The sequence below is a fragment of the Streptomyces sp. C1-1 genome (assembly GCF_050214755.1).
Lineage (GTDB): Bacteria > Actinomycetota > Actinomycetes > Streptomycetales > Streptomycetaceae > Streptomyces.
On the sequence record NZ_CP189826.1, the window covers coordinates 9,479,872 to 9,502,503 of the forward strand.

The 22,632-nt window shown below is 71.0% G+C and carries 27 protein-coding genes and 1 pseudogene; 16 read left to right on the forward strand and 12 right to left on the reverse strand.

Annotated elements, in window-relative coordinates:
* Positions 1–27 precede the first annotated feature (27 nt).
* Positions 28–840, forward strand: a complete 813-nt coding sequence (locus ACQF4J_RS43185) for an SDR family NAD(P)-dependent oxidoreductase (protein ID WP_427168233.1) — start codon at positions 28–30, stop codon at positions 838–840.
* Between the two features lie 75 nt (positions 841–915).
* On the opposite strand, the gene ACQF4J_RS43190 is transcribed toward ACQF4J_RS43185, so the two are convergent.
* The 4 genes from ACQF4J_RS43190 to ACQF4J_RS43205 all read right to left on the reverse strand — a co-directional run bounded on the left by ACQF4J_RS43190 (position 916) and on the right by ACQF4J_RS43205 (position 3,355).
* Positions 916–2,220, reverse strand: coding sequence for a globin domain-containing protein (locus ACQF4J_RS43190; RefSeq protein WP_351577359.1), 1,305 nt, complete (start codon positions 2,218–2,220; stop codon positions 916–918).
* A complete protein-coding gene (locus ACQF4J_RS43195; protein WP_351577362.1) occupies positions 2,217–2,453 on the reverse strand; it encodes a hypothetical protein in 237 nt (78 codons plus the stop codon). Before ACQF4J_RS43195 ends, ACQF4J_RS43190 begins: the two co-directional genes overlap by 4 nt.
* A gap of 239 nt (positions 2,454–2,692) precedes the next feature.
* Entirely contained in the window at positions 2,693–3,157 is a 465-nt protein-coding gene (locus ACQF4J_RS43200; RefSeq protein WP_351577365.1) for an ATP-binding protein, read from the reverse strand.
* Between the two features lie 51 nt (positions 3,158–3,208).
* Complete coding sequence (locus tag ACQF4J_RS43205; RefSeq protein ID WP_351577368.1) at positions 3,209–3,355, reverse strand: hypothetical protein; 147 nt, start codon at positions 3,353–3,355, stop codon at positions 3,209–3,211.
* Between the two features lie 135 nt (positions 3,356–3,490).
* Here ACQF4J_RS43205 and ACQF4J_RS43210 point away from each other — a divergent pair, with 135 nt between their 5' ends.
* Positions 3,491–3,733, forward strand: coding sequence for a hypothetical protein (locus ACQF4J_RS43210; RefSeq protein ID WP_351577371.1), 243 nt, complete (start codon positions 3,491–3,493; stop codon positions 3,731–3,733).
* 7 nt (positions 3,734–3,740) lie between these two features.
* Here the strand turns inward: ACQF4J_RS43210 and ACQF4J_RS43215 are convergent, their stop codons facing one another.
* Positions 3,741–4,610 (reverse strand): UbiA family prenyltransferase, encoded by an 870-nt coding sequence (locus ACQF4J_RS43215; protein WP_351804900.1) that lies wholly within the window; start codon positions 4,608–4,610, stop codon positions 3,741–3,743.
* Positions 4,611–4,755: 145 nt separating this feature from the next.
* On the opposite strand from ACQF4J_RS43215, the gene ACQF4J_RS43220 reads away from it, so the two are divergent.
* The 6 genes from ACQF4J_RS43220 to ACQF4J_RS43245 all read left to right on the forward strand — a co-directional run bounded on the left by ACQF4J_RS43220 (position 4,756) and on the right by ACQF4J_RS43245 (position 10,281).
* Complete coding sequence (locus ACQF4J_RS43220; RefSeq protein WP_351577377.1) at positions 4,756–5,823, forward strand: type III polyketide synthase; 1,068 nt, start codon at positions 4,756–4,758, stop codon at positions 5,821–5,823.
* Between the two features lie 37 nt (positions 5,824–5,860).
* A complete protein-coding gene (locus tag ACQF4J_RS43225; protein WP_351804902.1) occupies positions 5,861–6,400 on the forward strand; it encodes an isoprenylcysteine carboxyl methyltransferase family protein in 540 nt (179 codons plus the stop codon).
* Positions 6,397–7,410, forward strand: a complete 1,014-nt coding sequence (locus ACQF4J_RS43230; protein WP_427168234.1) for an NAD(P)/FAD-dependent oxidoreductase — start codon at positions 6,397–6,399, stop codon at positions 7,408–7,410. The genes ACQF4J_RS43225 and ACQF4J_RS43230 overlap by 4 nt, the downstream gene beginning before the upstream one ends.
* Positions 7,411–8,115: 705 nt before the next feature.
* Entirely contained in the window at positions 8,116–8,577 is a 462-nt protein-coding gene (locus tag ACQF4J_RS43235; RefSeq protein ID WP_427168235.1) for an STAS domain-containing protein, read from the forward strand.
* 148 nt (positions 8,578–8,725) lie between these two features.
* A complete protein-coding gene (locus tag ACQF4J_RS43240; RefSeq protein ID WP_351577395.1) occupies positions 8,726–9,487 on the forward strand; it encodes an ANTAR domain-containing protein in 762 nt (253 codons plus the stop codon).
* 77 nt (positions 9,488–9,564) lie between these two features.
* On the forward strand, positions 9,565–10,281 hold the full coding sequence (locus ACQF4J_RS43245) for a GAF and ANTAR domain-containing protein (protein WP_351577398.1): 717 nt from the start codon (positions 9,565–9,567) through the stop codon (positions 10,279–10,281).
* Here ACQF4J_RS43245 and ACQF4J_RS43250 read toward each other — a convergent pair.
* A complete protein-coding gene (locus ACQF4J_RS43250; protein ID WP_427168236.1) occupies positions 10,241–10,681 on the reverse strand; it encodes a DUF1206 domain-containing protein in 441 nt (146 codons plus the stop codon). The genes ACQF4J_RS43245 and ACQF4J_RS43250 overlap by 41 nt on opposite strands.
* A 21-nt stretch (positions 10,682–10,702) precedes the next feature.
* Entirely contained in the window at positions 10,703–10,891 is a 189-nt protein-coding gene (locus tag ACQF4J_RS43255; protein WP_351804908.1) for a hypothetical protein, read from the reverse strand.
* A gap of 94 nt (positions 10,892–10,985) precedes the next feature.
* On the opposite strand from ACQF4J_RS43255, the gene ACQF4J_RS43260 reads away from it, so the two are divergent.
* Positions 10,986–11,192 carry a hypothetical protein gene (locus ACQF4J_RS43260; RefSeq protein WP_427168237.1) on the forward strand — a complete coding sequence of 69 codons (207 nt, stop codon included), beginning with the start codon at positions 10,986–10,988 and terminating at the stop codon, positions 11,190–11,192.
* 282 nt (positions 11,193–11,474) lie between these two features.
* Here the strand turns inward: ACQF4J_RS43260 and ACQF4J_RS43265 are convergent, their stop codons facing one another.
* The gene (locus ACQF4J_RS43265; protein ID WP_351577404.1) at positions 11,475–11,687 is read right to left on the reverse strand and encodes a hypothetical protein; all 213 of its coding nucleotides are present in this window, start codon (positions 11,685–11,687) and stop codon (positions 11,475–11,477) included.
* A 412-nt stretch (positions 11,688–12,099) separates the two neighbouring features.
* Between ACQF4J_RS43265 and ACQF4J_RS43270 the strand changes: the two are divergent.
* Positions 12,100–12,436: pseudogene (locus ACQF4J_RS43270) on the forward strand (Sir2 family NAD-dependent protein deacetylase); the annotation flags it as partial.
* Between the two features lie 9 nt (positions 12,437–12,445).
* Here the strand turns inward: ACQF4J_RS43270 and ACQF4J_RS43275 are convergent.
* Complete coding sequence (locus ACQF4J_RS43275; protein ID WP_427168238.1) at positions 12,446–13,084, reverse strand: nucleotidyltransferase domain-containing protein; 639 nt, start codon at positions 13,082–13,084, stop codon at positions 12,446–12,448.
* Between the two features lie 163 nt (positions 13,085–13,247).
* Between ACQF4J_RS43275 and ACQF4J_RS43280 the strand changes: the two genes are divergently transcribed.
* On the forward strand, positions 13,248–14,165 hold the full coding sequence (locus tag ACQF4J_RS43280) for a hypothetical protein (RefSeq protein ID WP_427168239.1): 918 nt from the start codon (positions 13,248–13,250) through the stop codon (positions 14,163–14,165).
* 62 nt (positions 14,166–14,227) lie between these two features.
* Here the strand turns inward: ACQF4J_RS43280 and ACQF4J_RS43285 are convergent, their stop codons facing one another.
* Positions 14,228–15,283 carry a LacI family DNA-binding transcriptional regulator gene (locus tag ACQF4J_RS43285; RefSeq protein ID WP_351577413.1) on the reverse strand — a complete coding sequence of 352 codons (1,056 nt, stop codon included), beginning with the start codon at positions 15,281–15,283 and terminating at the stop codon, positions 14,228–14,230.
* 149 nt (positions 15,284–15,432) lie between these two features.
* Between ACQF4J_RS43285 and ACQF4J_RS43290 the strand changes: the two genes are divergently transcribed.
* The 4 genes from ACQF4J_RS43290 (at position 15,433) to ACQF4J_RS43305 (ending at position 18,803) form a co-directional block, all read left to right on the forward strand.
* Positions 15,433–16,560 (forward strand): substrate-binding domain-containing protein, encoded by a 1,128-nt coding sequence (locus ACQF4J_RS43290; protein ID WP_351804916.1) that lies wholly within the window; start codon positions 15,433–15,435, stop codon positions 16,558–16,560.
* 116 nt (positions 16,561–16,676) lie between these two features.
* Positions 16,677–17,711 carry an ABC transporter permease gene (locus tag ACQF4J_RS43295; RefSeq protein WP_351577419.1) on the forward strand — a complete coding sequence of 345 codons (1,035 nt, stop codon included), beginning with the start codon at positions 16,677–16,679 and terminating at the stop codon, positions 17,709–17,711.
* A complete protein-coding gene (locus ACQF4J_RS43300) occupies positions 17,708–18,490 on the forward strand; it encodes an ATP-binding cassette domain-containing protein (RefSeq protein WP_142148495.1) in 783 nt (260 codons plus the stop codon). The genes ACQF4J_RS43295 and ACQF4J_RS43300 overlap by 4 nt, the downstream gene beginning before the upstream one ends.
* Positions 18,491–18,509: 19 nt before the next feature.
* Entirely contained in the window at positions 18,510–18,803 is a 294-nt protein-coding gene (locus ACQF4J_RS43305; RefSeq protein WP_351577423.1) for a putative quinol monooxygenase, read from the forward strand.
* A gap of 206 nt (positions 18,804–19,009) precedes the next feature.
* Here the strand turns inward: ACQF4J_RS43305 and ACQF4J_RS43310 are convergent, their stop codons facing one another.
* Complete coding sequence (locus ACQF4J_RS43310; RefSeq protein WP_351577518.1) at positions 19,010–20,200, reverse strand: PucR family transcriptional regulator; 1,191 nt, start codon at positions 20,198–20,200, stop codon at positions 19,010–19,012.
* 148 nt (positions 20,201–20,348) lie between these two features.
* Between ACQF4J_RS43310 and ACQF4J_RS43315 the strand changes: the two genes are divergently transcribed.
* Positions 20,349–21,869, forward strand: a complete 1,521-nt coding sequence (locus tag ACQF4J_RS43315) for a long-chain-fatty-acid--CoA ligase (protein ID WP_427168240.1) — start codon at positions 20,349–20,351, stop codon at positions 21,867–21,869.
* Here ACQF4J_RS43315 and ACQF4J_RS43320 read toward each other — a convergent pair.
* The gene (locus tag ACQF4J_RS43320) at positions 21,850–22,602 is read right to left on the reverse strand and encodes a peptidoglycan-binding protein (RefSeq protein ID WP_351577429.1); all 753 of its coding nucleotides are present in this window, start codon (positions 22,600–22,602) and stop codon (positions 21,850–21,852) included. The two genes, ACQF4J_RS43315 and ACQF4J_RS43320, sit on opposite strands and share 20 nt — an antisense overlap.
* Positions 22,603–22,632 lie beyond the last annotated feature (30 nt).

Consider the following 22,632-nt stretch of genomic DNA (forward strand, 5'->3'; position numbering starts at 1 on the left):
GTCAGGCGGGCCTCGCAGGGTGGAGACATGACGAAGAAGACATGGTTCATCACCGGCGCGTCCCGTGGCCTCGGCCACATCTGGGCGCGGGCGGCCCTCGCCCGCGGCGACCGGGTCGCCGCCACGGCGCGCCGCCCCGAGTCGCTGCGGCCCCTCGTCGACGCCTATGGCGACGACGTCCTTCCCCTGCCCCTCGACGTCACCGACCGCGGTGCCGCCACGGCCGCCGTGCAGCGAGCCGTCGATGCCTTCGGCCACCTCGACGTGGTCGTCAACAACGCCGGGTACGGCCTGTTCGGCATGGTCGAGGAGACCACCGAGGAGCAGGCTCGTGCCCAGCTCGACACCAACCTGTTCGGTCCGCTGTGGGTGACGCAGGCCGCCCTGCCCTTCCTGCGCGCCCGGCGAGGCGGTCACATCGTGCAGGTCTCCAGCCTCGGCGGGCTCGCCGCGTTCCCCGGCCTGGGGCTGTACAACGCCTCCAAATGGGCGCTGGAGGGGATGAGCGAAGCGCTCGCCCAGGAGGTCGGCCCGCTCGGCATCCGCGTCACCATCGTCGAACCCGGCCCCTACGGCACCGACTGGTCGGGAGCCTCCGCGGTGCACGCCCGGCCCATCGCCGCCTACGAGCCCGTCCGCGAGGCACGCCGGTCCGGCGCCACGGCTCGTGCGCCGCAGGATCCGCGGGCCACCGCCGATGTCATTCTCGAACTGGTCGACACCGACGAGCCGCCGCTGCGCCTGTTTCTCGGCACCTACCCCTATCCGGTCGTCGAGGCCGCCTACCGGCGGCGGCTGGAGACCTGGGACGCGTGGCGACCGCTGGCAGCGAGGGCATGACGGGGCGGGGCGACTCCTCGTACGACGGCGCGTCGTCGCCCGGCGACCTGGGGGTGAGAGCTCTGTACGGTCCCGTCAGACCTGGGTGCCCGTCGGTCCTGAGGGAGGCCGCGTGGGAACACCGGCCGTCACCGGGTCGTACCGGATGCGGTCCGCGGGGAGTCCCAGGTCGGCCAGGCGTCGTACGGCGGCGCCGACCAGCCCCGGCGGGCCGCTGACGTACGCCATGTGGCCGCTGAAGTCGCCGTACCCGGCCAGTGCCTCGGTGACCGGTGCCCGCTCGGGACCGCCGGGTCCCTCGTCGATGACGGGCACCACCCGCAGCCAGGCGCAGTGGCTCTCCAGCCGGGCCAGGGCCGGCGCGTCGTACAGATCGTCGGCTGTGCGGGCGCCGAGGAACAGGTGGGCGCGGCGGCCCGGTGGCCGCCGTACGGCCAGGTCCTCCAGCAGGGCCCTGGCGGTGGCCCATCCGGTGCCGCCGGCCACGACGAGCACGTCGCGCGCGAGGTCGTCGTCCAGCGTGGTCGTTCCCTGGGCGGGCCCCAGGCGCAGGGTGTCGCCGACGCCGGTGCGGGTCACCAGGGCGTCGCTCACCCCGTCGGGTCCGGTGCGCCGGACGTGGAACTCCAGTTCGCCGTCCGCGCCCGGTGCGCCGGCCGGCGAGTAGGGGCGCCAGGTGTGCGGCAGGAGGGGTGTCTGCAGGGTCGCGAACTGGCCGGGGCGGTACGGGTACGGCTCGGCGGTCCGGACGCGCAGGACGGCGAGGTCGGGACGGCGGCGCTGGTGGTCGACGACCGTGCCGTTCCAGTACGTCGGCTCGGCCAGCGCCTCGTTCGCGCCGTCCACCATGGCCGCGGCGGCGAACCGCACCATGCGCAGCCACGCCCGCTCCACGTCCACGCCGAGGCGGCCGTCCGCGGTCCGGTGCAGCGCCTCGACGAGGGCTTCCTCGAACAGCCCGTAGTGCACCGGCAGCACTCCGAGTTTGCGGTGGTCGCGGCCGAGCCGGGTGCAGAAGGCGGTGACGTCCTCGGGCCGGTGCAGATTCTCGATCAGGTACCAGAACGCCCGCTCCAGGTGGACCCGTTGGAACTCCATCGAGTCGGGGAACAGCTTCCGCAGGTAGGGGTGGCGCTCGAACATGGCCTGGTAGAGATGGTCGATGAGGTGGCCGAACGGAGTGACCGGCTCGAGGTTCCGCATGATCACCTCCTGGTCCGCGGCCCCGTCGTAGACCTCGGTCCTGCGGGAGTCGGTGAGGAACGCGGGCCCCGGGGGAGTGCCGCCGCCCTTTCCAGGGCGTGGTGCGGAAGTGAGCAGGCGGTCGCGCAGGCGCATTGCCTCCCGGCGAGCGAGCAGGGCGTGGTAGTTGTCGGTCATTCGCAGGCCCTTCTCATACAGGCGCCGCACGACCCGCCACCGGCGCAGCCGCCGGCCCCGGCCGCCCGCGCTCCCGACCGGGCCCTGCGGGTGTAGTACCAGGCCATGTTCGACGTCAGTCCGGCGAGCAGCAGCCAGACCACGCCCAGCCAGGACCCCCGGGCGAAGGACATCACCGCGGCGCCCGAGGCCAGGACGCAGACGATGGGAGCGAGAACGGCTGGGCGGACCATCGGCAGTGCTTCCTGTCGTTCCTGTCGGTTTCCGAAGGACGTGCGCCGCCGCCGGTACCGTCGGCACCGGCCTCACCGTCGCGGTGAGGCCGGAGCGCACGTGCGCATCACATCACCGAGGATCGCGCCCGGGGCACAGCCGATGGACCCCACGATGCGGACGAAGGGCCTCTTCCGGCGGCGGCCCTTCGCCTCTGTTCCCGACGCACGGTCTGTGCTTACGCCATGGCTTCCCGTGCTTACGACGTGGCTTCCGTGGCCTGCCGGGGCGCGTGGAAGCAGGCGATGACCGACTTGCCGTGACGGCAGGACCTGGCCTCCCACTCGTCGGCCAGGGCGTCCACGAGGAACATGCCGCGTCCGCCGACGCGCTCCGTGCTGGCGCCGCGGGGGACCGGAGGCTCGCTGGACGCGTCGTGAACGCTGATGTGCAGACACTGTTCGTCCCAGGTCATCACCAACTGGGCGTTGCTGTGCGCGTGGACGTGCGCGTTGGTGACCAGCTCGGAGACGGTGAGCAGTACGGCGTCCACCGTCTCGGGAGCGGTCGTGGTCCATCCCAGCGCCCTGAGATGGTCGCGCGCCCAGTCCCGGGCCGCTCTGACCTCACTGTGCAGCGGCAGCGAGCGGGCCCAGCCGACCGCTCGCAGCGACGAACCCTCCTGTGGCGCCTTCCGTGGTTTCCCGATGTGTGCTTCAGGCATGTCCCGTCCTGGGTGAGTGCGCGGGGCTGTGCGGTGGTCGGCGCTCGGCGGTCAACGGTGGCCACGCAGTTTGCCCAGCAGGCGCTGGGCCTGGGCTCGACGCCGCGGATCGGCCGCGGCCCGCCGCGCCTGCTCGGCCGCGCGCCGGCCCTGGGGACTCCTGGCGAACTGCTTGATGCGCTCCATCATGCCTGGCATGACGCTCCTTCCCTGCGGTGGTTTTGTCCTTCGCTGTCGGTTCGGTTACCCCCGACGGGTCGGCTCAGCCCTGCCTCTCCCGACGCAGGACGAGCGGCGGCCGGGTTGTCAGTGGGCTTTGGCACGATCTCCGCCATGACGATGATCGATGAGGCTTCCGTACGGGAGTTGGCGAGGGAACACGGCGTACCCGCGGCTGTGGCAGGGGAGTTGATACGACGCCTGCGCGCGTGTGTCTACCTGGCGCCGCTGGAGGACCTACCTCCCACCCTGCACGACAGGGCGCGACCGGCGGCACGGGTCGGCGGCCTTCCGCTGCTGCCGAAGGACATGGAATGGCCGGCGGGCAAGGAGCCGCTGGCGATGACCGTGGACTGAGGCTGGGTCAGGTGATCCCGGTGTGGCGCAGAAGCAGCAGCGCCACGTCCACCACCACCACGGCGACCGCCGCCGCGAACGCCACCCGCTCCCAGCGGTGTCCCAGCACCGTCCCCGCCACCGCGACCAGGCCGGCCACCGCGAGCGCCGCCAGTCCCCACCTGCCTGGGGGCCCGGCAGGACCCAGCACCAGAACCGCGGACGCGGCCACCAGCGGCACCGGTAGCAGCAGCCGGGTGCCGTGCGGGCCCAGCCGGTGCGGCCATCCCCGAACTCCCGTCGCCAAATCCCCGCGAATGTCCGGCAGTACGTCACCCAGATGGGCGCCGACCCCCAACAGCGCCCCGGCGGTGACAACCCACCAGGCCGGCCATGGCTGCCCCGGCAAGGCCAGCGCGACGAACGCCGGGAGGCCGGCGAAGCCCACCGCATAGGGTGCCCAGGACCATACTGTCGCCTTGAGCCGCAGGTCGTAGGCCCACGCCGCCGCTACACCGGTCAGGTGAACGGCACCCGCCCACAGGCCACAGGCGAGCGAGAGCGGCACGCACAGCGCCAGTGCGGCATAGGCGGCCACCCACACCTCCGTCACGCCGACGGTGCCGTCGACGACGGGTTTGCCCCGGCGCCCGGCCGCGATGTCCCGGCACGCGTCGAACGCGTCGTTGCACCAACCGACGGACAACTGCCCGGTCAGCACGGCCGCGGCAGTCAGGACGCAACGCGCGGCGCTCTGGCCGGCGGTGACGGCCAGCGCCGCCATCAGGGCGGTGACCGCCACGACAGGCCCGGGGTGGCACGCCCCGGCCAGACCAGCCACCCGGCCGGCCCAACTCGCCTCGGGGCCGCCGGTCGTCGACTGCTCGGAAGTGCCCACCCGGCCGATCGTAGGCGCCCGGGCCCCACCCGGCCGCCCCATGCTCCGGGGTGAGCGGCCGGACGGGCGATCCATGGTGTCGGAGTCCCGGTCTGGGGAACACGTGGAGAGCAATTCACCCGAGTGGGAACCGGACGGGAACCATATGACGCGGATCGCCGCCGTTCACGGTGCCCTCGCAGCGCACCGTCGCACCCAGTCCGAGATCACCGATATGGTCGCCCGCACCTGCCTGCCGGAGGGAACCGACCGCAGGGTTCTGGACCGGCTGCACCGCAGCGCCAAGGTCGGCGCGCGTCACATGACGCTGCCGCTCGAACGGTATGGGGAACTGGACGGATTCGGCGCCGCCAACGACGTCTTCATCGCCGCTGCCACCGACCTGGGTGCCAAGGCCGTCCAAGACGCACTGGACATGGCGGGTCTGTCCGCAGCCGACGTGGACCTGCTGATCTTCACCTCCGTCACCGGCATCGCCACCCCCTCGATCGACGCACGGCTGGTCGGCCGCCTCGGACTGCGGCCGGATGTCAAACGGCTGCCCCTGTTCGGCCTGGGCTGCGCCGGCGGCGCAGCCGGCCTGGCCCGTATGCACGACTACCTGCTGGGCCGGCCCGACCACGTGGCGGTACTGCTGTCCGTCGAGCTGTGCTCGCTCACCTTCCAGCGCGACGACGCCTCCATGGCCAACATGGTCGCCACCGGACTGTTCGGCGACGGCGCCGCCGCGGTCGTCGCCTGCGGCGCGAACCGCCCGGATCGCCCGGACGTGACCGCCGGCCCGACGATCGTGGACACCCGCAGCCACCTGTACCCGGACACCGGCCGCGTCATGGGCTGGGACATCAAGGACTCAGGCTTCCAGGTCGTCCTCGACCCACAGGTCCCCGACGTCGTACGCCGTTACCTCGCCGATGACGTCGAGGGGTTCCTCGGCGACCACGGGATCAAGCCGAAGGACGTGACCGCCTGGGTGTGCCACCCCGGCGGCCCCAAGGTCCTTCAGGCCGTCACCGACGCCCTCGACCTGCCCGACGACGCACTCGATGTGACCTGGCGTCACCTGGCCGATGTCGGCAACCTGTCCTCGTCATCGGTGCTCCACGTACTGCGCGACACCCTGGCCCAACGCCGCCCACCGCCGGGCACACCGGGTGTACTGCTGGCCATGGGGCCCGGCTTCGCCTGCGAACTCGTCCTGCTGCACTGGTAGTTCGAACCGACGAAGAATCACGAAGGACACAGGACACATGATCTGGTACGGACTGCTGGTGGCCGCCGTCGCCGCCGAGCGCGTCGCCGAACTCGTCGTGGCCCGCCGCAACGAACGGTGGAGCACCGCCCGCGGCGCGACCGTGACCGGGCAGGGCCACTACCCGGCCATGGTCGCTCTCCACACCGGTCTGCTGGCCGCCTGCCCGGCCGAGGTCTGGCTGGCCGACCGGCCCTTCGTACCCGCCCTGGCCTGGCCGATGCTGGCCGTGCTCGCGGGCGCCCAGGCGCTGCGGTGGTGGTGCATCCACACCCTGGGACCCCGGTGGAACACCCGGGTGATCGTCGTACCCGGCCTGCCGCTGGTGACCGGCGGTCCCTACCGGTGGCGGTGGCTGCGGCACCCGAACTACGTGGCCGTCGTCGCCGAGGGCCTGGCCCTGCCCCTGGTGCACACCGCCTGGATCACCGCGACCGTGTTCACGGTGCTCAACGCCGTTCTGCTCACCGTGCGCATTCGCTGCGAGAACCGGGCGCTGGCCGCCGCGACCGCGCCGACCACGACCGCTCCGGCGTGATCGACGTACTGGTGGCCGGCGGTGGACCGGCCGGTCTGGCCGCCGCGATCCACGCCGCGCTCGCCGGCCTGGAGGCCGTCGTCGTCGAACCCCGGACCTCGCCCGTGGACAAAGCCTGCGGAGAAGGCGTCATGCCTGGCGGAGTCGCCGCGCTGAGAGCACTGGGCGTCGAGGCCAGTGGCCGCGAACTGCGCGGCATCCGCTACGTCGACGGTGCCGTCCGCGCCGAAGCGTCCTTCCGCGGCCACAGCGGGCTGGGGATCCGTCGTACGACGCTGCACGCCGCACTGCACCAGCGCGCTCTCGGCCTCGGCGTGCGGATTCTGCCGGGCAAGGTCGGCGAGGTGCGACAGAACGCGGACACGGTCACCGCCGCCGGAACCACAGCGCGTTGGCTGATCGCCGCCGACGGCCTGCACTCCCCGGTGCGCCGCAGCCTGGGGCTGGAACTGCCGGGCCGCCCCCACGGCCGCTATGGGCTGCGCAGGCACTACCGTGTCGAACCGTGGACGGACTTCGTGGAGGTCCACTGGTCCCGGCACGGCGAAGCCTATGTGACACCGGTCGGCGACGACCTGGTGGGCGTCGCGGTCCTCAGCCGCAACCGTCGGGGCTACGACGAGCACCTGGCCGACTTCCCCGCCCTCACCGCCTCGCTGCGCGGCCCAGCCACGACGGAGGTGCGCGGCGCCGGACCACTGCGACAGCGGGTGCGGCACAGAGTCGCCGGCCGTGTCCTGCTCGTCGGCGACGCCGCCGGCTACCTGGACGCCCTCACCGGCGAGGGCATCGCCCTCGCACTGGCGACGGCCGGGGCCGCCGTCCGCTGCCTTGCCGCCGGACGAGCGGACGCGTACGAGCACACCTGGGCCCGGCTGACCCGCCGCCACCGACTGCTGACCGAAGCCCTGCTGGCCGCGAGCCGCCGTCCCGGCACCGCCCGCCTCATCGTCCCCGCAGCATCCTGGATGCCTCCGGTGTTCTCAGCAGCGGTCCACGCACTGCAGTAACGCTGGGCCGGCCCTGGAGACCGCCTGTGTCCCGTGGCCGAGCACAGAGATCGTTTGGCCCTGTGGCCCGGAGGCCCGCTGCAGCCGGAAACTCACCTCGGTCAGGACGCACCAGCCCCGCCCTACTCAGCCTTCACCCACGGGGGACTGCTGGCGTCAGTGATCAGCCCCCTGCGCAGTGACATCAATCGCTATCGACATTGATCATGCAAAGGCGCGACAGATGATTCCCGATCTCACCTCGAAAAGGCATCCGCGGAAGGCGACACAGCCGCACCGGCAACGACGGCCGAGTCCGCCCCGACATCCTCCTGTCGCAGCCCTTGTGAAGATCCGGACCTGACTCCGACACCAGCAGCGGCCTTTCCGACATGGGTCCAAGTAGCGCGCGGGGCACCGGGTGTGAGCGTGCCGTTACCTTCGGCATTGTCCACATCCTGAGATGGGGCGGCTTCGGGCCGTCTGCCGCGCTGGGGCAGGACTAGCATGACGAACAAGCGTCCCAGACCCCGGTGGCTTGTCGTTTCGCGACACCGATGGCTGCGTGGAGCGGACCTCTCGTCCGTCACCCAACGCATCCCCTAGAGAACCGGGCGGGCCCTATGACCTATTGCGCAGGCCCTCGGACCGGCCGTCGTTCCGCCTCCGCCGCACGTATGCCCCTGCCAGCAGCGCGCCAAGAGGAGCCGGACCCCCGGCGTTCCCGTGTCGCTGCCGGATGGTCTTCTGAACCGAGGCGTCATGCCCCTCCCACGGCTCACCATCTATCGTCATGACCGACGGAAACGGGCGCTGATCACTCTGGCTGGTGAGATCGACCTGGAATCGGCACCGCTGGTGCGCGCAGCGCTGACGCGATGTCTGAGCGACAGCATCCGCATCGTCGATGTCGACCTCACCCCTGTGACCTTCTGCGACTGCAGTGGCCTCAACGCCTTCCTCTACGCCGCGCAGCGGACCAAGGAGGCCGGCGGGATCCTACGTCTGCACAACCCGCCACAGTCACTGGGGCGAATCCTCGACCTCACCGGCTGCGGGGTCCTGCTTCTCGGCCTTCCGCTCGGCCATCTGCCACCCCCTCTCGGGGACATCCCCGACCCGGTTGCTCCAGCCCTGGCGGACCGGAGTGTCCCGCTGGTGGCCGTCCTCTCCGGCGAAGTGCGGTGAAGGCCCGGCCCAGGCAGGGGCAGCCGCACGAGCCGCATGCAGGCGAGTCGTCCACCGTGGACGCGGTGCGGTTGCGCCGCGTGAGCCGTGAACGAACCACGGCGCGGCTGGAGGGCCTGGCCCACGATGCCTGGGCGCGGTGGCCCGGATGAGGGCCGACAGCCGCTCGGCCCGCATCCAGGTGCTCGTCGCCGAGCAGGCGGCCCGACGCGGCGCCCCGGTCGGTGTGGTGGACGTGTGCACCGCCGCCGTGGCCGCATTGCCGGTCGGCGGAGCCGGGGTATCGGCGATGTCCAAGACCACCGCAAGCCATCCGCTGTGCAGCACCGACGACATCAGCGAGCAGTTGGAGGAGCTTCAGCTCACCCTGGGCGAGGGACCCTGCGTGGACGCCTTCACCCACGGCTCGGCCGTCCTGGCCCCCGATCTGCTGACCGGCGGGCTGCAGGACCGCTGGCCCGTGTTCGCCGACGCGGCCTTGGATGCCGGGGCACGCGCCGTCTTCGCACTCCCCCTGCAGATCGGGGCGATCAGCCCGGGAGTCCTCGACCTGTACGCCGACGTGCCGACCGTGCTGGACGCGGAGGAGCTGGCCGACGCGCTGGCGTTCGCCGATCTCGCGACGCTGCTCCTGCTCGACGCGCGGATCGAGGAGACGGGCGCGCAGGCCGGCGCACCGTCACCGGACCACGGCATCGAGGACCTGGGCGGATACCGGGCAGAGATCGACCAGGCCACCGGCATCCTCACCGTCCAGCTCGGCGTCGGCATCGACGAAGCCTTCGTCCGGCTCCGCGCCTACGCCTATACGCAAGGGCGCCGGCTCGCCGACGTGGCCGCCGACGTGGTGGCCCACCGGCTCCGCTTCTCCCCGGACACGGAACCGAAACGGACCGACCACGGCAACTGACCCATCGGCTCGGGCCGACGCACGTGCGCGCTTCCCTCCCGCTCCCGGCGGGACTAGTCTCAATCGAGGGTGTCACGATGAATCAGCAGCTCCTGGCCAAGACCTTCGTCGAGCTGGCGGACAACCTGGTCGCCGACTTCGACCTCATCGATTTCCTGCGCCTGCTCACCGACCGCTGCGTCGGCATGCTCGATGCGAGCGCCGCCGGGGTGCTGCTCGCCGACCGGGACGGCAAACTGCGCGTGATGGCCGCCTCCGACGAACAGGTGCGCCTGCTGGAGCTCTTCCAGCTCCAGAACGACGAGGGCCCCTGCCTGGAGTGCTTCAGCACCGGCGCACCGGTGATCGTCCCCGACCTGACCCGGGAGGTCGACCGCTGGCCGCGCTTCGTCACGGCGGCCCACCGCAGCGGGTTCGGCGCCGTCCAGGCCCTGCCCATGCGTCTGCGGGACGAGACCGTCGGCGCCCTGAACCTCTTCCGCGCCGCCCCCGGCCCCTTCGACCCGCCCGCCACACTCATCGCCCAGGCCCTGGCCGACGTCGCCACCATCAGCCTCCTACAGCAACGGTCCGCCCAGCGCAGCACCGTGCTCAACGAACAGCTGCAGACCGCGCTGAACAGCCGCGTACTGATCGAACAGGCCAAGGGCAAACTCGCCGAACGCCAGGGCGTCGACATGGAACGGGCGTTCACCACCCTGCGCGGCTACGCCCGCGCCCACAACCGGCGACTGTCCGATGTGGCCCGCGCCTTCATCGACGACTCCGAACCCCTCCCCGGGCTGGTGGCCTGACCACCCTGGCGCGGCTGTCGCCTCCGCAGACGCTGCCGAAGCGGCTCTGGCAGTGGTTCGGGGCAGCGTTCACAGCCCGGCGCCAGCGAGCCGAGGCGAGGACACCGCAGTGGATCAGCCTGATCGCGACGGCGACCAGGAGCCACGGTCCCGCCGGTGTCTGCGCGAAGCTCCGGAGCGTCGCGTCCGCGCCCTTGGGCTCGTCCGGATCGAAGCGGACGGCTGCCACCAGGACGAAGACCCCGGGCGCGGCGAACACCACGCCACGCGCCACGCCTCCACCCACGCCCAGAGCAGTGATGGCCTGCTTCGTACGACGGCTCATGGCGGCGGTGTCCAGCTGCCGCAGGAAGCGCCGCATGGCCGCCCGGACGGCGAGTATCGCGCCGATACCGATCAAGAGACAGCCCGCGGCTCCCACCTATACGTGGCCGTACGACAGTTTGAGCGCCGCTGCCGTCCAGTCCTGCGACTGCTCGTTGCCGCTGGAGCCCTGGCCGCCACCGGCCGCATACACCGCTGTGGCCCAGCAAACGGCAGCGTGGAAGACCGCCCGCCCGCCGTCGAGGAGTCGCGAAACCGCCTTCCGCCGGGGCACCGTGGTGAGCACTGCGCGGGCTCCCCGTCAAAGCGCCATGGCCGCGAAACCGACCACCAGCGTGGAACGGGCCGCGGACTTCGCACCCCGGCCACAACCTTGTGTGGTGGACGACGTCACGATGTCCTCGCCACCGGCCTTTGTCGCCGGACTGCTTCAGGTTTCCGGAGACCTGGTCGGTCCTGCCGTGCCGCTGCAGTCGCCTGTTGCGGTTGGCTCGGCCGATGCGGTCGGTGACGTGGCCCTTCAACGCCTGTGCCTTGTGCCTGATGGTCCGTCCGACGCGCATGGCCGCCTCCTGCCCGTCTGGTGAGCGGGTTCCCGCGTGTGATCGCCGTACAGGCCGCTTGTGTTCCCGTGGGCAGGATCGAGCTGCGGAGCGGACTACCTGCGGCTGTACCGGCGGCGGCCACCACTGCGCCCCCGCATGGCGAAGCCGACGATCCAGACGATCAGCAGGGCGGCGGCGACCCACCACAGGTGGCCTCCAGATCGCGGGGATTTTCTGACATTCGCGGGGTCCAGGCGAAGCGGGAAGGTGGAATGCTGCGCGCCGAATGATCCGGAGTGGCATGGCCCTACGCCGTGTTGCCAATCAACGCCCGGCATCCTCCCTTGTCAATGCGGTGTCGACACTGAGGAGTTGTGGGACCTGGGCAGGGGCCGCCGGGGTGAACGGAGCCTCGGCGGGTGGTTCGGCCGGCTCGGTCGGCGACGTCGGCAGGATGTGGTCCTCCCACCAGGACAGGGCCATCACGACGGCGAGCAGGACAAAGGGGGTTGAAGCCGGAACGATCAGCGCGTACATGCGTGCCGCCTGGTTTGGGATGCGTGCGACGCAGCGGGCAGCAGATCGTTGCCCGCTTGAGGCACATCGGGCGCGCCGGGATCGCGTGACGCAGAAATGTGCGGGGAACGGACTCGCTCGTGACGCGGCGGGTCCCGGCACCGATGCGCGGGGTGCGCCCCCGGAAGGAGCGCGAGAGGTGATCGACGCTGCCGGGGGCAGGGGCGGCATGTCGCACGCTACCCCTCGTAGTCGTTCCCCGACAGGTGTCAAGCAGCCATCCACGCCGGGCAGACGCCCTGACGTCGCACACTCTGTGGTGTGAGGCCTCAGTCCCCGGTATCGGTGCCGTGCCCAACTCCCGGGGAGGCCCGCCATGTTCGCTCTGCTCCTCATCCTCATCGCCGCCCCGGTCGCTTTCGGCTTCCTTCACCGAGTGGTCCCCTGCGCCCACTGCGGCGGCATCGTCAAACCCGACGTCGTGTTCTTCGGCGAGGCCGTGTCGCCACGACGGGTCGAACACTGCCGCGAGCTGGTCCGCGCGGCGGACTCCGTGCTCGTCCTGGGCTCCTCGCTCACGGTGATGTCCGGACTGCGATTCGTCCGTGGCCGCGCAGTCCGGGAAGCGGGTGCTGATCATCAACCGGGACGCGACCCGCGGCGACCGGCACGCCGTCGCACGAGTCGACCTTCCGCTGGGCGCGGCGCTCACCACGCCGGCCGACGAGCTGGGCATCTGCCTCGACGACGAGACGAAACCCGTGGCCTGAGCCGGGGCACTACCGTTTCAGTGCCGCCGGCCAAGGATGTCCGGGACGCATGCGCGACAGCCACTTGCTCAGCGCGTCGCGACGCGCCTGGCTCAGCAGTGGCAGAACCCCGTCGAAGTCCGCGTGATCCTTGGGCCGTGTGTCCTTGGCCTTGAACAGCAGCACCAGCTCGGGCACCAGGTAGGGGATGCCTTCTGCGGTCCGCTCGATGATGACGTCGTAGGGCAGTCTCAGGCTCTCGTCGCGGCGGCAGATCCACGTGTCGCCCTCGTGCGGCTCGCGGAAGACGTCGAAGAGGAACCGACCGCTCGCCCGGTCCCGCAGCCAGGTCTGGTGGGTGGCGGCGAGCGCCTCGGCTCCCGCCTCCGCCCAGATCCGTCCCCGGCCCACCGCGTCGAACGCGTACTCGGAGAAACGGTCGCGGACCTCGGCGAACCCTGCCGCGGGCACCGCGATCTCCAGATCGCCGTGGGGCCTCGACCGCTCACCTCGGAACAGGTCCAGCGCCCAACCAGCCACGACGCACCAGGGCGTGCCGACCCCGGCCAACCGCTCCGCGACCTGGTTCGGCGTCCACGCGTCGGCCCACCGGGCGTTCAGTTCGCCCGCGTCGACAATGGTGCCGCCCGGCGGCGGGGACTCGGTCATCGGGACAACGTACCGCCCGGAATCCGCCGAGGTGCGGCCGTGCGGACAGGGCAGCCGAGAAGGGTGCGGCGCCTCGTGGTTCCGTTGGAGGTGAGCGCAATACCGGCATATGACTCTGAAGTCGTGAAACTCGGCATGGTGGTGACCGGTACGGAGGGAAGCGGTGGACCTGGAGAGCGTCGCGGACGAGCTGTACGGGTTGCGGCCGCAGGACTTCACCGCCGCGCGGGACGCCCGTGCGGCCGAGGCCCGCCGCGCCGGCGACCGCGCGCTCGCCGGAAAGATCGGCAAGCTGCGTCGGCCCAGCCTGGCCGCCTGGGCGAGCAACCTCCTCGTCCGTGAGCGGCCCGAGGACATCGAACCGCTGCTGCGCGTCGGCGAAGGCCTGCGACAGGCTCACCGCGACCTGGACGGGGCGCAGCTGCGCGAGCTCAGCAGGCAGCAGCACCTTGTGATCAACGCGCTGTCGCGGCAGGCCCGCCAACTGACGGCCCAGGCCGGACACCCGGTCGGCGAGGACGTCCAACGGGAGGTCGAAGGCATCCTCCACGCCGTGCTCGCCGACCCCGATGCCGCGCGGGAGTGGGCTGCCGGACACCTGGTCAAGGCCTTCGACCAGACCGTCGGCTTCCCGGCCGCGGCGGACGTCGCCCGTCCACGGACCGCCCGGCCCGCCCGGGCTGCTCCCGCGCGCAAGGAGGCCCGGCCCTCCGAAAAACGCCGGCAGAAGGCCGACGAAGAGCGACGCCGACGGCTCGAGCAAGCCCGGCGGGACGCGGAGGAGGCCGAGCGCGTCCTCGACGCCCGGCGGGAGGAGGCCGCCGCCGCCGACCGGCAGGCCGACGACGCGCAGGCCGCGGTGCGGACGGTCGAGCAGCGCATCAGCGAACTGAGCGAGGAACTCGCGAACCTCGAAGAGCAGCGGCGCCAGGCCGAGACGACCGCAGGCAACGCCCGCGACCAGGCCGCCGACGCGGACCGGCGTCTGCGGGATGCGCGGCGCAAGGCCGAAACCGCCGTCGCCCAGGTCACCCGCCTCGACGCACGCGCCGACGCGCGGCGCACGACGAGCAGGAAGTGAGCGGAGGGGGAAGCACACGGTCCCCCCGTATGCCGGGTGGCTTTCACGCCGCGCGCGTCATGTCAGCCAAGGGCTGCTCCCACTGCGATCTCGCCCGAGCCCCGCTCGATCAGACGCGTCGGCACGGTGACGGTGCTGGTGGGTGACTCGTCGCCGTCGAGTCGGCGGAAGAGCATCTCCGCGGCCGTCCTGCCCAGTTGCTCGATGTCCTGGGCGATGACGGAGATGCCCGGACTGAGGATGTCGGCCAGCGGGAAGTCGTCGAAGCCGACGTGGGCGACGGTGTCCTGCAGGCCCAGGGCGCGCAGTGCGCGGACGGCGCCTATGGTGACGAAGTTCTGGCTGGTGAACAGCGCCGTGGGCGGGTCGGGGAGCGCCAGCAGTTCCTGGGCGGCGGTGATGGCGGCACTCTCGCTGGAGCCGACGTGCCGGACGATCTCGGCGTCGTACTCGATGTGCGCCAGTTGCAGCGCGTGCCGGTAGCCGTCGAAGCGCTGGGCGGCGGTCGAGATGGTCACCTCGTCGCCCAGGTAGGCGATGCGGCGGTGGCCGGACTTCAGCAGGTGCTCGATCGCGGTGACGGCACCCTGCCGGTTGTCGGAGACGACGGCGTCCGCGTCGAGCAGGCTGGGCTCGCGGTCGACGAAGACCACGCAGGTGCCCGAGCGCTGTTCGCTGATCAGGTAACTGTGGTCACGGCCGGCCGGGACGATGACGAGGCCGTCGACGCGGCGGTCGATGAGAGCCTGGGCCAGCTCCCGTTCCCGGGCCGGATCCTCGTCCAGGCTGCCCACCAGCACCAGGCTTCCCCGCCCGCGGGCCACGTTCTCGACGGTACGGGTCAGCGCGGCCGAGAAGGGGTTCGCGGCGTCCTCGACGAGCATCCCGACCGTGGCGGTACGCCCGTCCCCGCGGCGCAGGCTGCTGGCGGTCAGGTTGGGCCGGTAGCCCAGCTTGTCGGCCGCTTCGCGCACCCGGGCAGCGATGGCCGGATCGACGGTGGGGACCCCGTTGACCACACGCGAGACCGTCTTGATGGCCACGCCGGCCAGTGCCGCCACCTCACGCATGGTGGGGCGGCTGCGGGGTGCCCGTGGCGGCGGCTCGCCCTGAGTCATCGTTGTCTCCAACCGGTTGCGCGTTACCCACTCGTTGCGGACGCATGTCTACCAGTGCCTTGACGTACTCGTCCATACGGGCCCAGTATCCCGGTCAGTCAACGTTGTCTCAGCGTGGACCACGGGACGGCTCCGAAAGGGATCAAGCCATGAACATCTCCTCCAGCCAGGCGTCGAGCCGCCGCAGTCGGCGCACCCGGGCGGCAGCGATCGGGGTCACTGTGTGCCTCGGTGCCACCCTCGCGGCCTGCGGTTCCTCCGACTCCGGCTCCTCCTCGTCCGGTTCGGGCGGCGGCGGGAAGGTGGGTGTCTCGCTGATTCTGAAGACGCTCACCAACCCGTACTTCGTGAGCATGGAGAAGGACGCCAAGACCCAGGCCGCCAAGGACAACGTGAGCCTCACGGTGGCGGCCGGCAACTCCGACGGCGACACCCAGACGCAGATCACCGCCATCGACAACGCCATCTCGCGCGGTGACAAGGGCATCCTGATCACCACCAACGGCGACGCCGTCAACGCCGCGCTGAAGCGCGCCAAGCAGGCCGGCCTGTTCGTGATAGCCCTGGACACCGCGCCCAATCCGCCGAGCGTCGCGGACATCACCTACGCCACCGACAACGAGCAGGCCGGCAAGCTCGACGGCCAGTACGCGGCGGCGGCCCTGAACGGCAAGCCCGCGGTCATCGCGATGCTCGACCTGTTCAACAACCAGGTCGTCTCCGTCGACATCCAGCGCGACCACGGCTTCCTGGAGGGCATGGGCATCGACCCGGGCAGCAAGACGGAGAACGGCAAGGAGGCCAAGTCCGGCAAGTACACCGGCGGCAAGGGCGGCACGTACAAGATCGCCTGCCACCAGCCCACCCAGGGCGCCATCGACGGCGGACGCACCGCCATGGAGAACTGCCTCTCCTCCAACCCGGACATCAACGTCGTCTACGCGATCAACGAGCCCGCGGGCGAAGGCGCGTACAACGCCCTGAAGGCCGCGGGCAAGCAGAAGAACGTCGCGATCTACGCGATCGACGGCAGCTGCTCCGGCCTGAAGAACGTCACCAGCGGCGTGTTCGCCGCGGACGCCGTGCAGTACCCGGGCAAGATGGCCGCCCTCGGCGTCAGCTCCATCGCGAAGCTGGCCCGCGGCGGCAGCAAGCCCAGCGTCACCAACGGCAAGACGTTCTTCGACACCGGCACCGCGCTGGCCGCGGCCAAGTCCGTCGGCGGCCTCAAGGTCCAGTCCCCGTCGCAGGCCGCGTCCGCCTGCTGGGGCAGCTGACCCCTGCCGTGCCGGGCGCGCCGCCGGTCCCCGACCCCGGCGGCGCGCCCGCGCCACACGTGCCCATGAGTTCGTACGAAGGCCCGCACGCGGAAAGAATTCCGGAAGGACCCCCTGTGACCACCCACGTGGACAGTCAAGCCACACCGGCACCGGCGGAGGAGTTCCTCAACCGGCCCGCCACCCCGGCCCAGCGCATCCACTCGGTGCTGCACCGGCAGCCCGCCCTCAGCCCGGCGATCGTGCTGGTACTCGCCGCGATCGTCTTCTCCCTGGTCAACGAGCGCTTCTACGCGCTGCAGAACCTGTCGCTCGTCGCCCAGCAGGTGGCCGTCATCGGTTCGCTCGCCGTCGGCCAGACCGTCATCATCCTGACCGCCGGCATCGACCTGTCCATCGGCGCGGTCATGGTGCTCGCCTCGCTGCTGATGTCGAAGCTCGTCGCCGACAACCACCTTCCGGGCGTGGTGGCCCTGCTCGCCGGCGCGGCCGTCGCCGTCGCCGCCCAGGCCGTCAACGGACTGCTGGTCACCAAGATCAAGCTGCCGCCGTTCATCGTCACCCTCGGCACCCTGAGCGTCTTCACCGCCATCACGCTCATCTACGCCAAGGGCCAGACCGTCTCCCTGCAACCGGGCAACATCCTGATGTGGAGCGGCGAGACCATCTCCATAGGACAGCTGAACCTGACCTACGGCGTCCTGCTCATGATCGCCCTGTACGTGGTGATCGGCTACGCCCTGCGCTACACCGCCTGGGGCCGGCACCTGTACGCCGTCGGCGACGACCTCGAGGCCGCCCGCCTGGCCGGCATCTCCGTCAACCGGGTCCTGCTGAGCGCCTACGTGGTCGGCGGGTTCGCCATCGCCGTCGGTGCCTGGATCCTCGTCGGCCGGGTCGGCGGCGGTGACCCCAACAGCGGTCTCAACGCCAACCTGCAGTCCATCACCGCCGTCGTCATCGGCGGCACCAGCCTGTTCGGCGGACGCGGAGTGGTGGTCGGCTCGCTGATCGGCGCGCTCATCGTCCAGGTCTTCGTCAACGGCCTCGCGCTGGCCGGCATCGACCCCAACTACCAAGTCCTCGCAGTCGGCGTCCTGGTGATCGCGGCCGTCTCCGTCGACCAGTGGATCCGGAGTGTGAAGTCGTGACGACCACCACCGCCCCCGTGCTCGAGGCCAAGGGCCTGGTCAAGGTCTTCGGCAGGGTCGTCGGCCTCAACGACGTCGACCTGACCCTCTACCCCGGCGAGGTCCTCGCCGTCATCGGCGACAACGGCGCCGGCAAGTCGACCCTGATCAAGTGCCTGTCCGGAGCGCTCGTCCCGGACCGGGGCAGCATCCTCGTCGACGGCAAGGAGGTCGCGTTCAAGCGGCCCCAGGACGCCCGCGAGGCCGGCATCGAGACCGTGTACCAGACCCTGGCGGTCGCCCCGGCGCTGGACATCGCGAGCAACCTGTTCCTCGCCCGCGAGATCCGCCGCAAGGGTGTCCTCGGTTCGGTGTTCCGCATGCTCGACACCGGCGAGATGAAGAAGCAGGCGGCCGACCACATCAAACGGCTGGGCATCAGCACCCTGCAGAACATCAACCAGGCCGTCGAGACCCTCTCCGGAGGCCAGCGCCAGTCCGTGGCGGTCGCCCGGGCGGGTGCCTTCGGCGGCCGGGTCGTCATCCTCGACGAACCCACCGCGGCCCTCGGCGTGCGCGAGACGGGCCAGGTGCTCAAGCTCGTCCGCGACCTGCGCGACCAGGGCCTCGGCGTCATCCTGATCAGCCACAACATGCCCAACGTCTTCGACGTCGCCGACCGCATCCACATCCAGCGCCTCGGCGGGTGCGCGGGGGTCATCACTCCGCAGTCGCACTCGATGGAGGACGCGGTGGCCATCATGACCGGCGCGAAGAAGCTCGTTCCGGAAGCCGGCTGAGGCAGAGGAGCACGACCTCGTGAAGAAGACCCTGTACGCCGAGTTCACCGCCCGTGAGGGGGCGGAGGCCGACGTCGCCCTCCTGCTGCGGGACTACGCCGAGAAGGTGCGCGCGGAGGCAGGCAACCTCGCCTTCGACAGCTACACCAGAGCCGGCGACCCGCGCGCCTTCTGGATCTTCGAGGTGTACCGGGACGAGGACGCCTTCCAGGCGCACCTGAAGGCTCCCTACGGCGCCCCGTTCAACGCCGCCCTCGCCCCACTGATCGAGGAGGACGCCTCCGTGCTCACGTTCCTCGACCGGCTGGAGTGACGCGGCCCGCTTCCACCGCATTCGCCAGGGCCCTTCCGGTGCTCCTCCCCACCCACCGGACAGGGCCCTGGTCCATGTCCGGTGGGTGGCACGGATCCTCGCCCGTGCGAGATCCGAGGAATCGGCTTTCAGGGGATGTTCCATGGCGTTCGGCTCGACAACGGCAACGTCACCACCCAGGGCAGCAGCGTGACGCAGTGCCCGCCTCAGCCCGCCGACGCGATACGGCCGGCGTCCGTACTGCGCCCTGCCGCCAGCAGTGCCGCGCCGAGGTCCGCCACGGTATGGGGGTCCGAAAGCGAACGGCCGGTGAGTTCCTCGACGCGGCGCAGGCGGTAGCGGACGGTGTTGGGGTGGACGTAGAGGCGCTGTGCCGCCGTCGCAGCGGATCCGCCGGCCGCGAACCAGCTCTCGAGTGTCTCCATGAGACGTGTGCGTTCGAGGCCGGGGAGGTCCAGTACGGGTTTCAGGACCCTGTTCATCAGGTGAGCCGCCTCCGCGGGAGCCGCGGCGACGAGCATGGCGAGGGGATTGTCGTCGAAGCGGGCCACCCCCGGTCCGTCGCCCGGCAGGCCGGCCAGTGCCAGCCGGGCGAAGCGCAGGGCCTGGGGCGTCTCGCGCAGCGAGGTGAAGCCCGGACTGACCCCCACCCGGGCGCCGGCGCGGCGCAGGATGCGCAGACCGGTGACCTCCGCGTCCGGTGTGGTGAGGGCGATGACGCCGATCTGCTGGTCGGGCAGCAGCCGCCAGGCGGACGGCAGGTGAGCCTGACGCAGCGAGGTCTCCACGCCCGGCAGGGGTTCCTCGCCGGGGGAGTCGGCCGCCGCCGCGACGACGGCGTAGGGTCCCCGCTCCGGCAGGCCCAGTTCTCGGGCCGCGTCCCACAGCGTGATGCGGTCCCCGATCACGCCGGTGAACAGCGCCTCCACCAGCGCCGAACGGCGGGCGCCGCGCTGCACGGCCAGTTCGGCGGTGGTCTCCCGGTGCGAGGCCGCCACCGCCTGGGCGTAGAGGCCGAACAGCTGCCAGATCTGCGCCGAGCGGTCCACCAGCTGGGCGTCGGGGACCGCGGAGTGGGCGCGCGCCTCGGAGAGGATCTCCGACCACAGGAACTCGAAGCCGATCCGGTACGCGTGCAGGACGTCCGCCAGCGGCATGCCCTGTTCGGCACGGATCCGGCCCGTCTCCCGGGCGGGTTCGGCATCGGGCGCGCCAGTACGGCGCAACTGCCTGAGCACCAGATCGGCGTTGTCGGTGCAGGACCGGCACAGCGAGTCGAACGGGATGAGTGACTCGTTGCGGTAGGCGGGGACGTCCGACCGAATGCGGTCCGCGACCCGCTCGCCCAGCCCGGGAAGCTGGGCCTGGATCGCCGCGATCACCTCCGAGAGTTCCATCATCGCAGCTTAACGCCACCTTTTTGTTCCCGGGAACAGATGGAGGCGGGCAATGGTGTCATGGCGTCCATAGCTGCTGACATGCGGTCTGAGCACCATGGCGTTCGCGTGTACGACAGATCTCGACGGTGAGTTCATGGAGGCGGGCGTGGCCAATTTGTCGGAGTTCCTGGTGGAGACCGCGGCTGCGCGGCCCGACCGTCCGGCGTTGCGGCTGGGGGACCACATCACCTCCTACGCGGAGCTGGACGCCGGCAGCGCCCGCGCGGCCGCACTGCTGCGGGCCGAGGGCGTACGCCCCGGAGACCGGATCGCCCTGATGCTGCCGAACGTCCCCGAATTCGTCGTCCTCTACTACGGCGCCCTGCGCGCAGGGGCGATCGTGGTGCCGCTCAACCCCCTGCTGAAGGAGCGGGAGACCGCCTACCACCTCACCGATTCCGGCGCCGTGCTGCTGTTCGAGTGGCACCAGGCGCCCGGCGAGGGCACACAGGGGGCCGCCGCGGCCGGAGTGCGACGTGTGGCGGTGGAGCCGGCGTCGTTCGCCGCGCTGCTGGCCGGGCACGAGCCGTGCACCGAGGTGGCCCGCACCGCCGACGACGACGTGGCCGTCCTGCTGTACACCTCCGGCACCACCGGCAAGCCCAAGGGTGCCGCGCTGACCCACGGCGGGCTGCGGCACAACACCGAGGTCATGAAGGTGCACGTCACGCGGATGACTCCGGACGACGTGGTGGTGGGGTGTCTGCCGCTGTTCCACATCTTCGGCCAGATCTGCACGATGAGCGTGGCCGTGTGCAGCGGTGCCTCGCTCACGCTCGTCCCGCGCTTCGACCCGCAGACCGTGCTGGATGCCATCGCCGGCGACCGGGCGACCGTCTTCGGCGGCGTGCCGACGATGTACGCGGCCCTGCTGCAGCATCCGGCCGACGCGGACGTGACCAGCCTGCGGATGTGCGTCTCCGGCGGCGCGTCCCTGCCGGTCGAGGTCCTGCACGGCTTCGAGAAGCGCTTCGGCTGCGCGGTGCTGGAGGGCTTCGGCATGTCCGAGACCAGTCCGGTGGTGACGTTCAACCACCTCGACCGTCCCCGCAAGGCCGGCTCCATCGGCACCCCCATCCAGGACGTCGAGGTCCGGCTGCTGGACGACAAGGGCCGGGACGCGGGCGCCGGCGAGATCGGTGAGCTGGCCGTGCGCGGCCCGAACGTGATGAAGGGCTACTGGAACCGTCCCGCGGAGACCGCGGCCGCCATCCCCGACGGCTGGCTGCGCACCGGCGACCTGGCCCGGCGGGACGACGACGGCTACTTCTACATCGTCGACCGCAAGAAGGACATGATCATCCGGGGTGGCTACAACGTCTACCCGCGCGAGATCGAGGAGGTCCTGCACGAGCACCCGGCCGTCGCCCTCGCCGCCGTGGTGGGCGTACCGCACCAGCAGCTCGGCGAGGAGGTCGCGGCCGCCGTGGTCCTGCGCCCGGAGGCCCGGGCCACGGCCGAGGAGCTGCGCCAGTACGTCAAGGACCGGGTCGCGGCCTACAAGTACCCCCGCGTGGTGCGCCTCATGGACACGCTGCCGATGGGACCGAGCGGCAAGATCCTGAAGAGGGAGATCAGCGCCCGGGCGACGAGCCCGGCCTCAGGGGTCAGCCCTGTGAGTCCATGAGCCGTCGCCATGTCTGGTTGCCCACGATGCCGTCCGCCGTGAGGCCGTTGTCCGTCTGGAACCACCTGGCCGCCGCCGCGGTGTGGGGGCCGAACTTGCCGTCGACGTCCAGCGGCGGACTCCAGCCGAGTTCGTTCAGCCGCCGTTGGATGTTCTTAACGCCCTCCGCGACGGTCCCCGTCCTGGCGAAGGGCTGGTCGGCTTCCAGGCGTTCCTCGCGGCTCGGGTGGTCGGTCAGCCATTGCGCCAGGTCATCGGGGAGATCGTCCGGACCGTGCTCCTCGCCGCCGCGCCATCCCTCCACTCGCTGGATCTCCTCGGCGAAGGCGGTCCTCTGGTCGTCGTCGAGTTCGGCGAGGGTGGTGTCGGTGCCGACCTGCAGTGCGTCGGCGATGCGTTGTGCGTATGCCTGGGGGTCGTTCGCGCCGTGCCCGGCGGGAGCGTAGGCCCGCATCACGTCGAGCACCGTCTTGCCGCCGCGGTGTTCGAGGTATCGGCGGACGGCCGTGAAACCCGTGGCCTCGTCCGGGAAGATGGCGAATATGTCGTTGTGCTTTCCGGCGTAGGCGCCGTACTGCTCCGCCTCGCCGGAGCTGATGATGTTCCCCGGATTCTGGTCGTTCCACGACGCGGTTCCTCCTGTGCGCATCACTTCCTCGAAAAAGACATGGTCGATGCCGAGGATGCTGATGACGTCGCCCGGTTCCACGTCGGATACGTCGGTCCAGCCCATGGTGTCCTCCTGATGGAAAGTCAGCTGCGG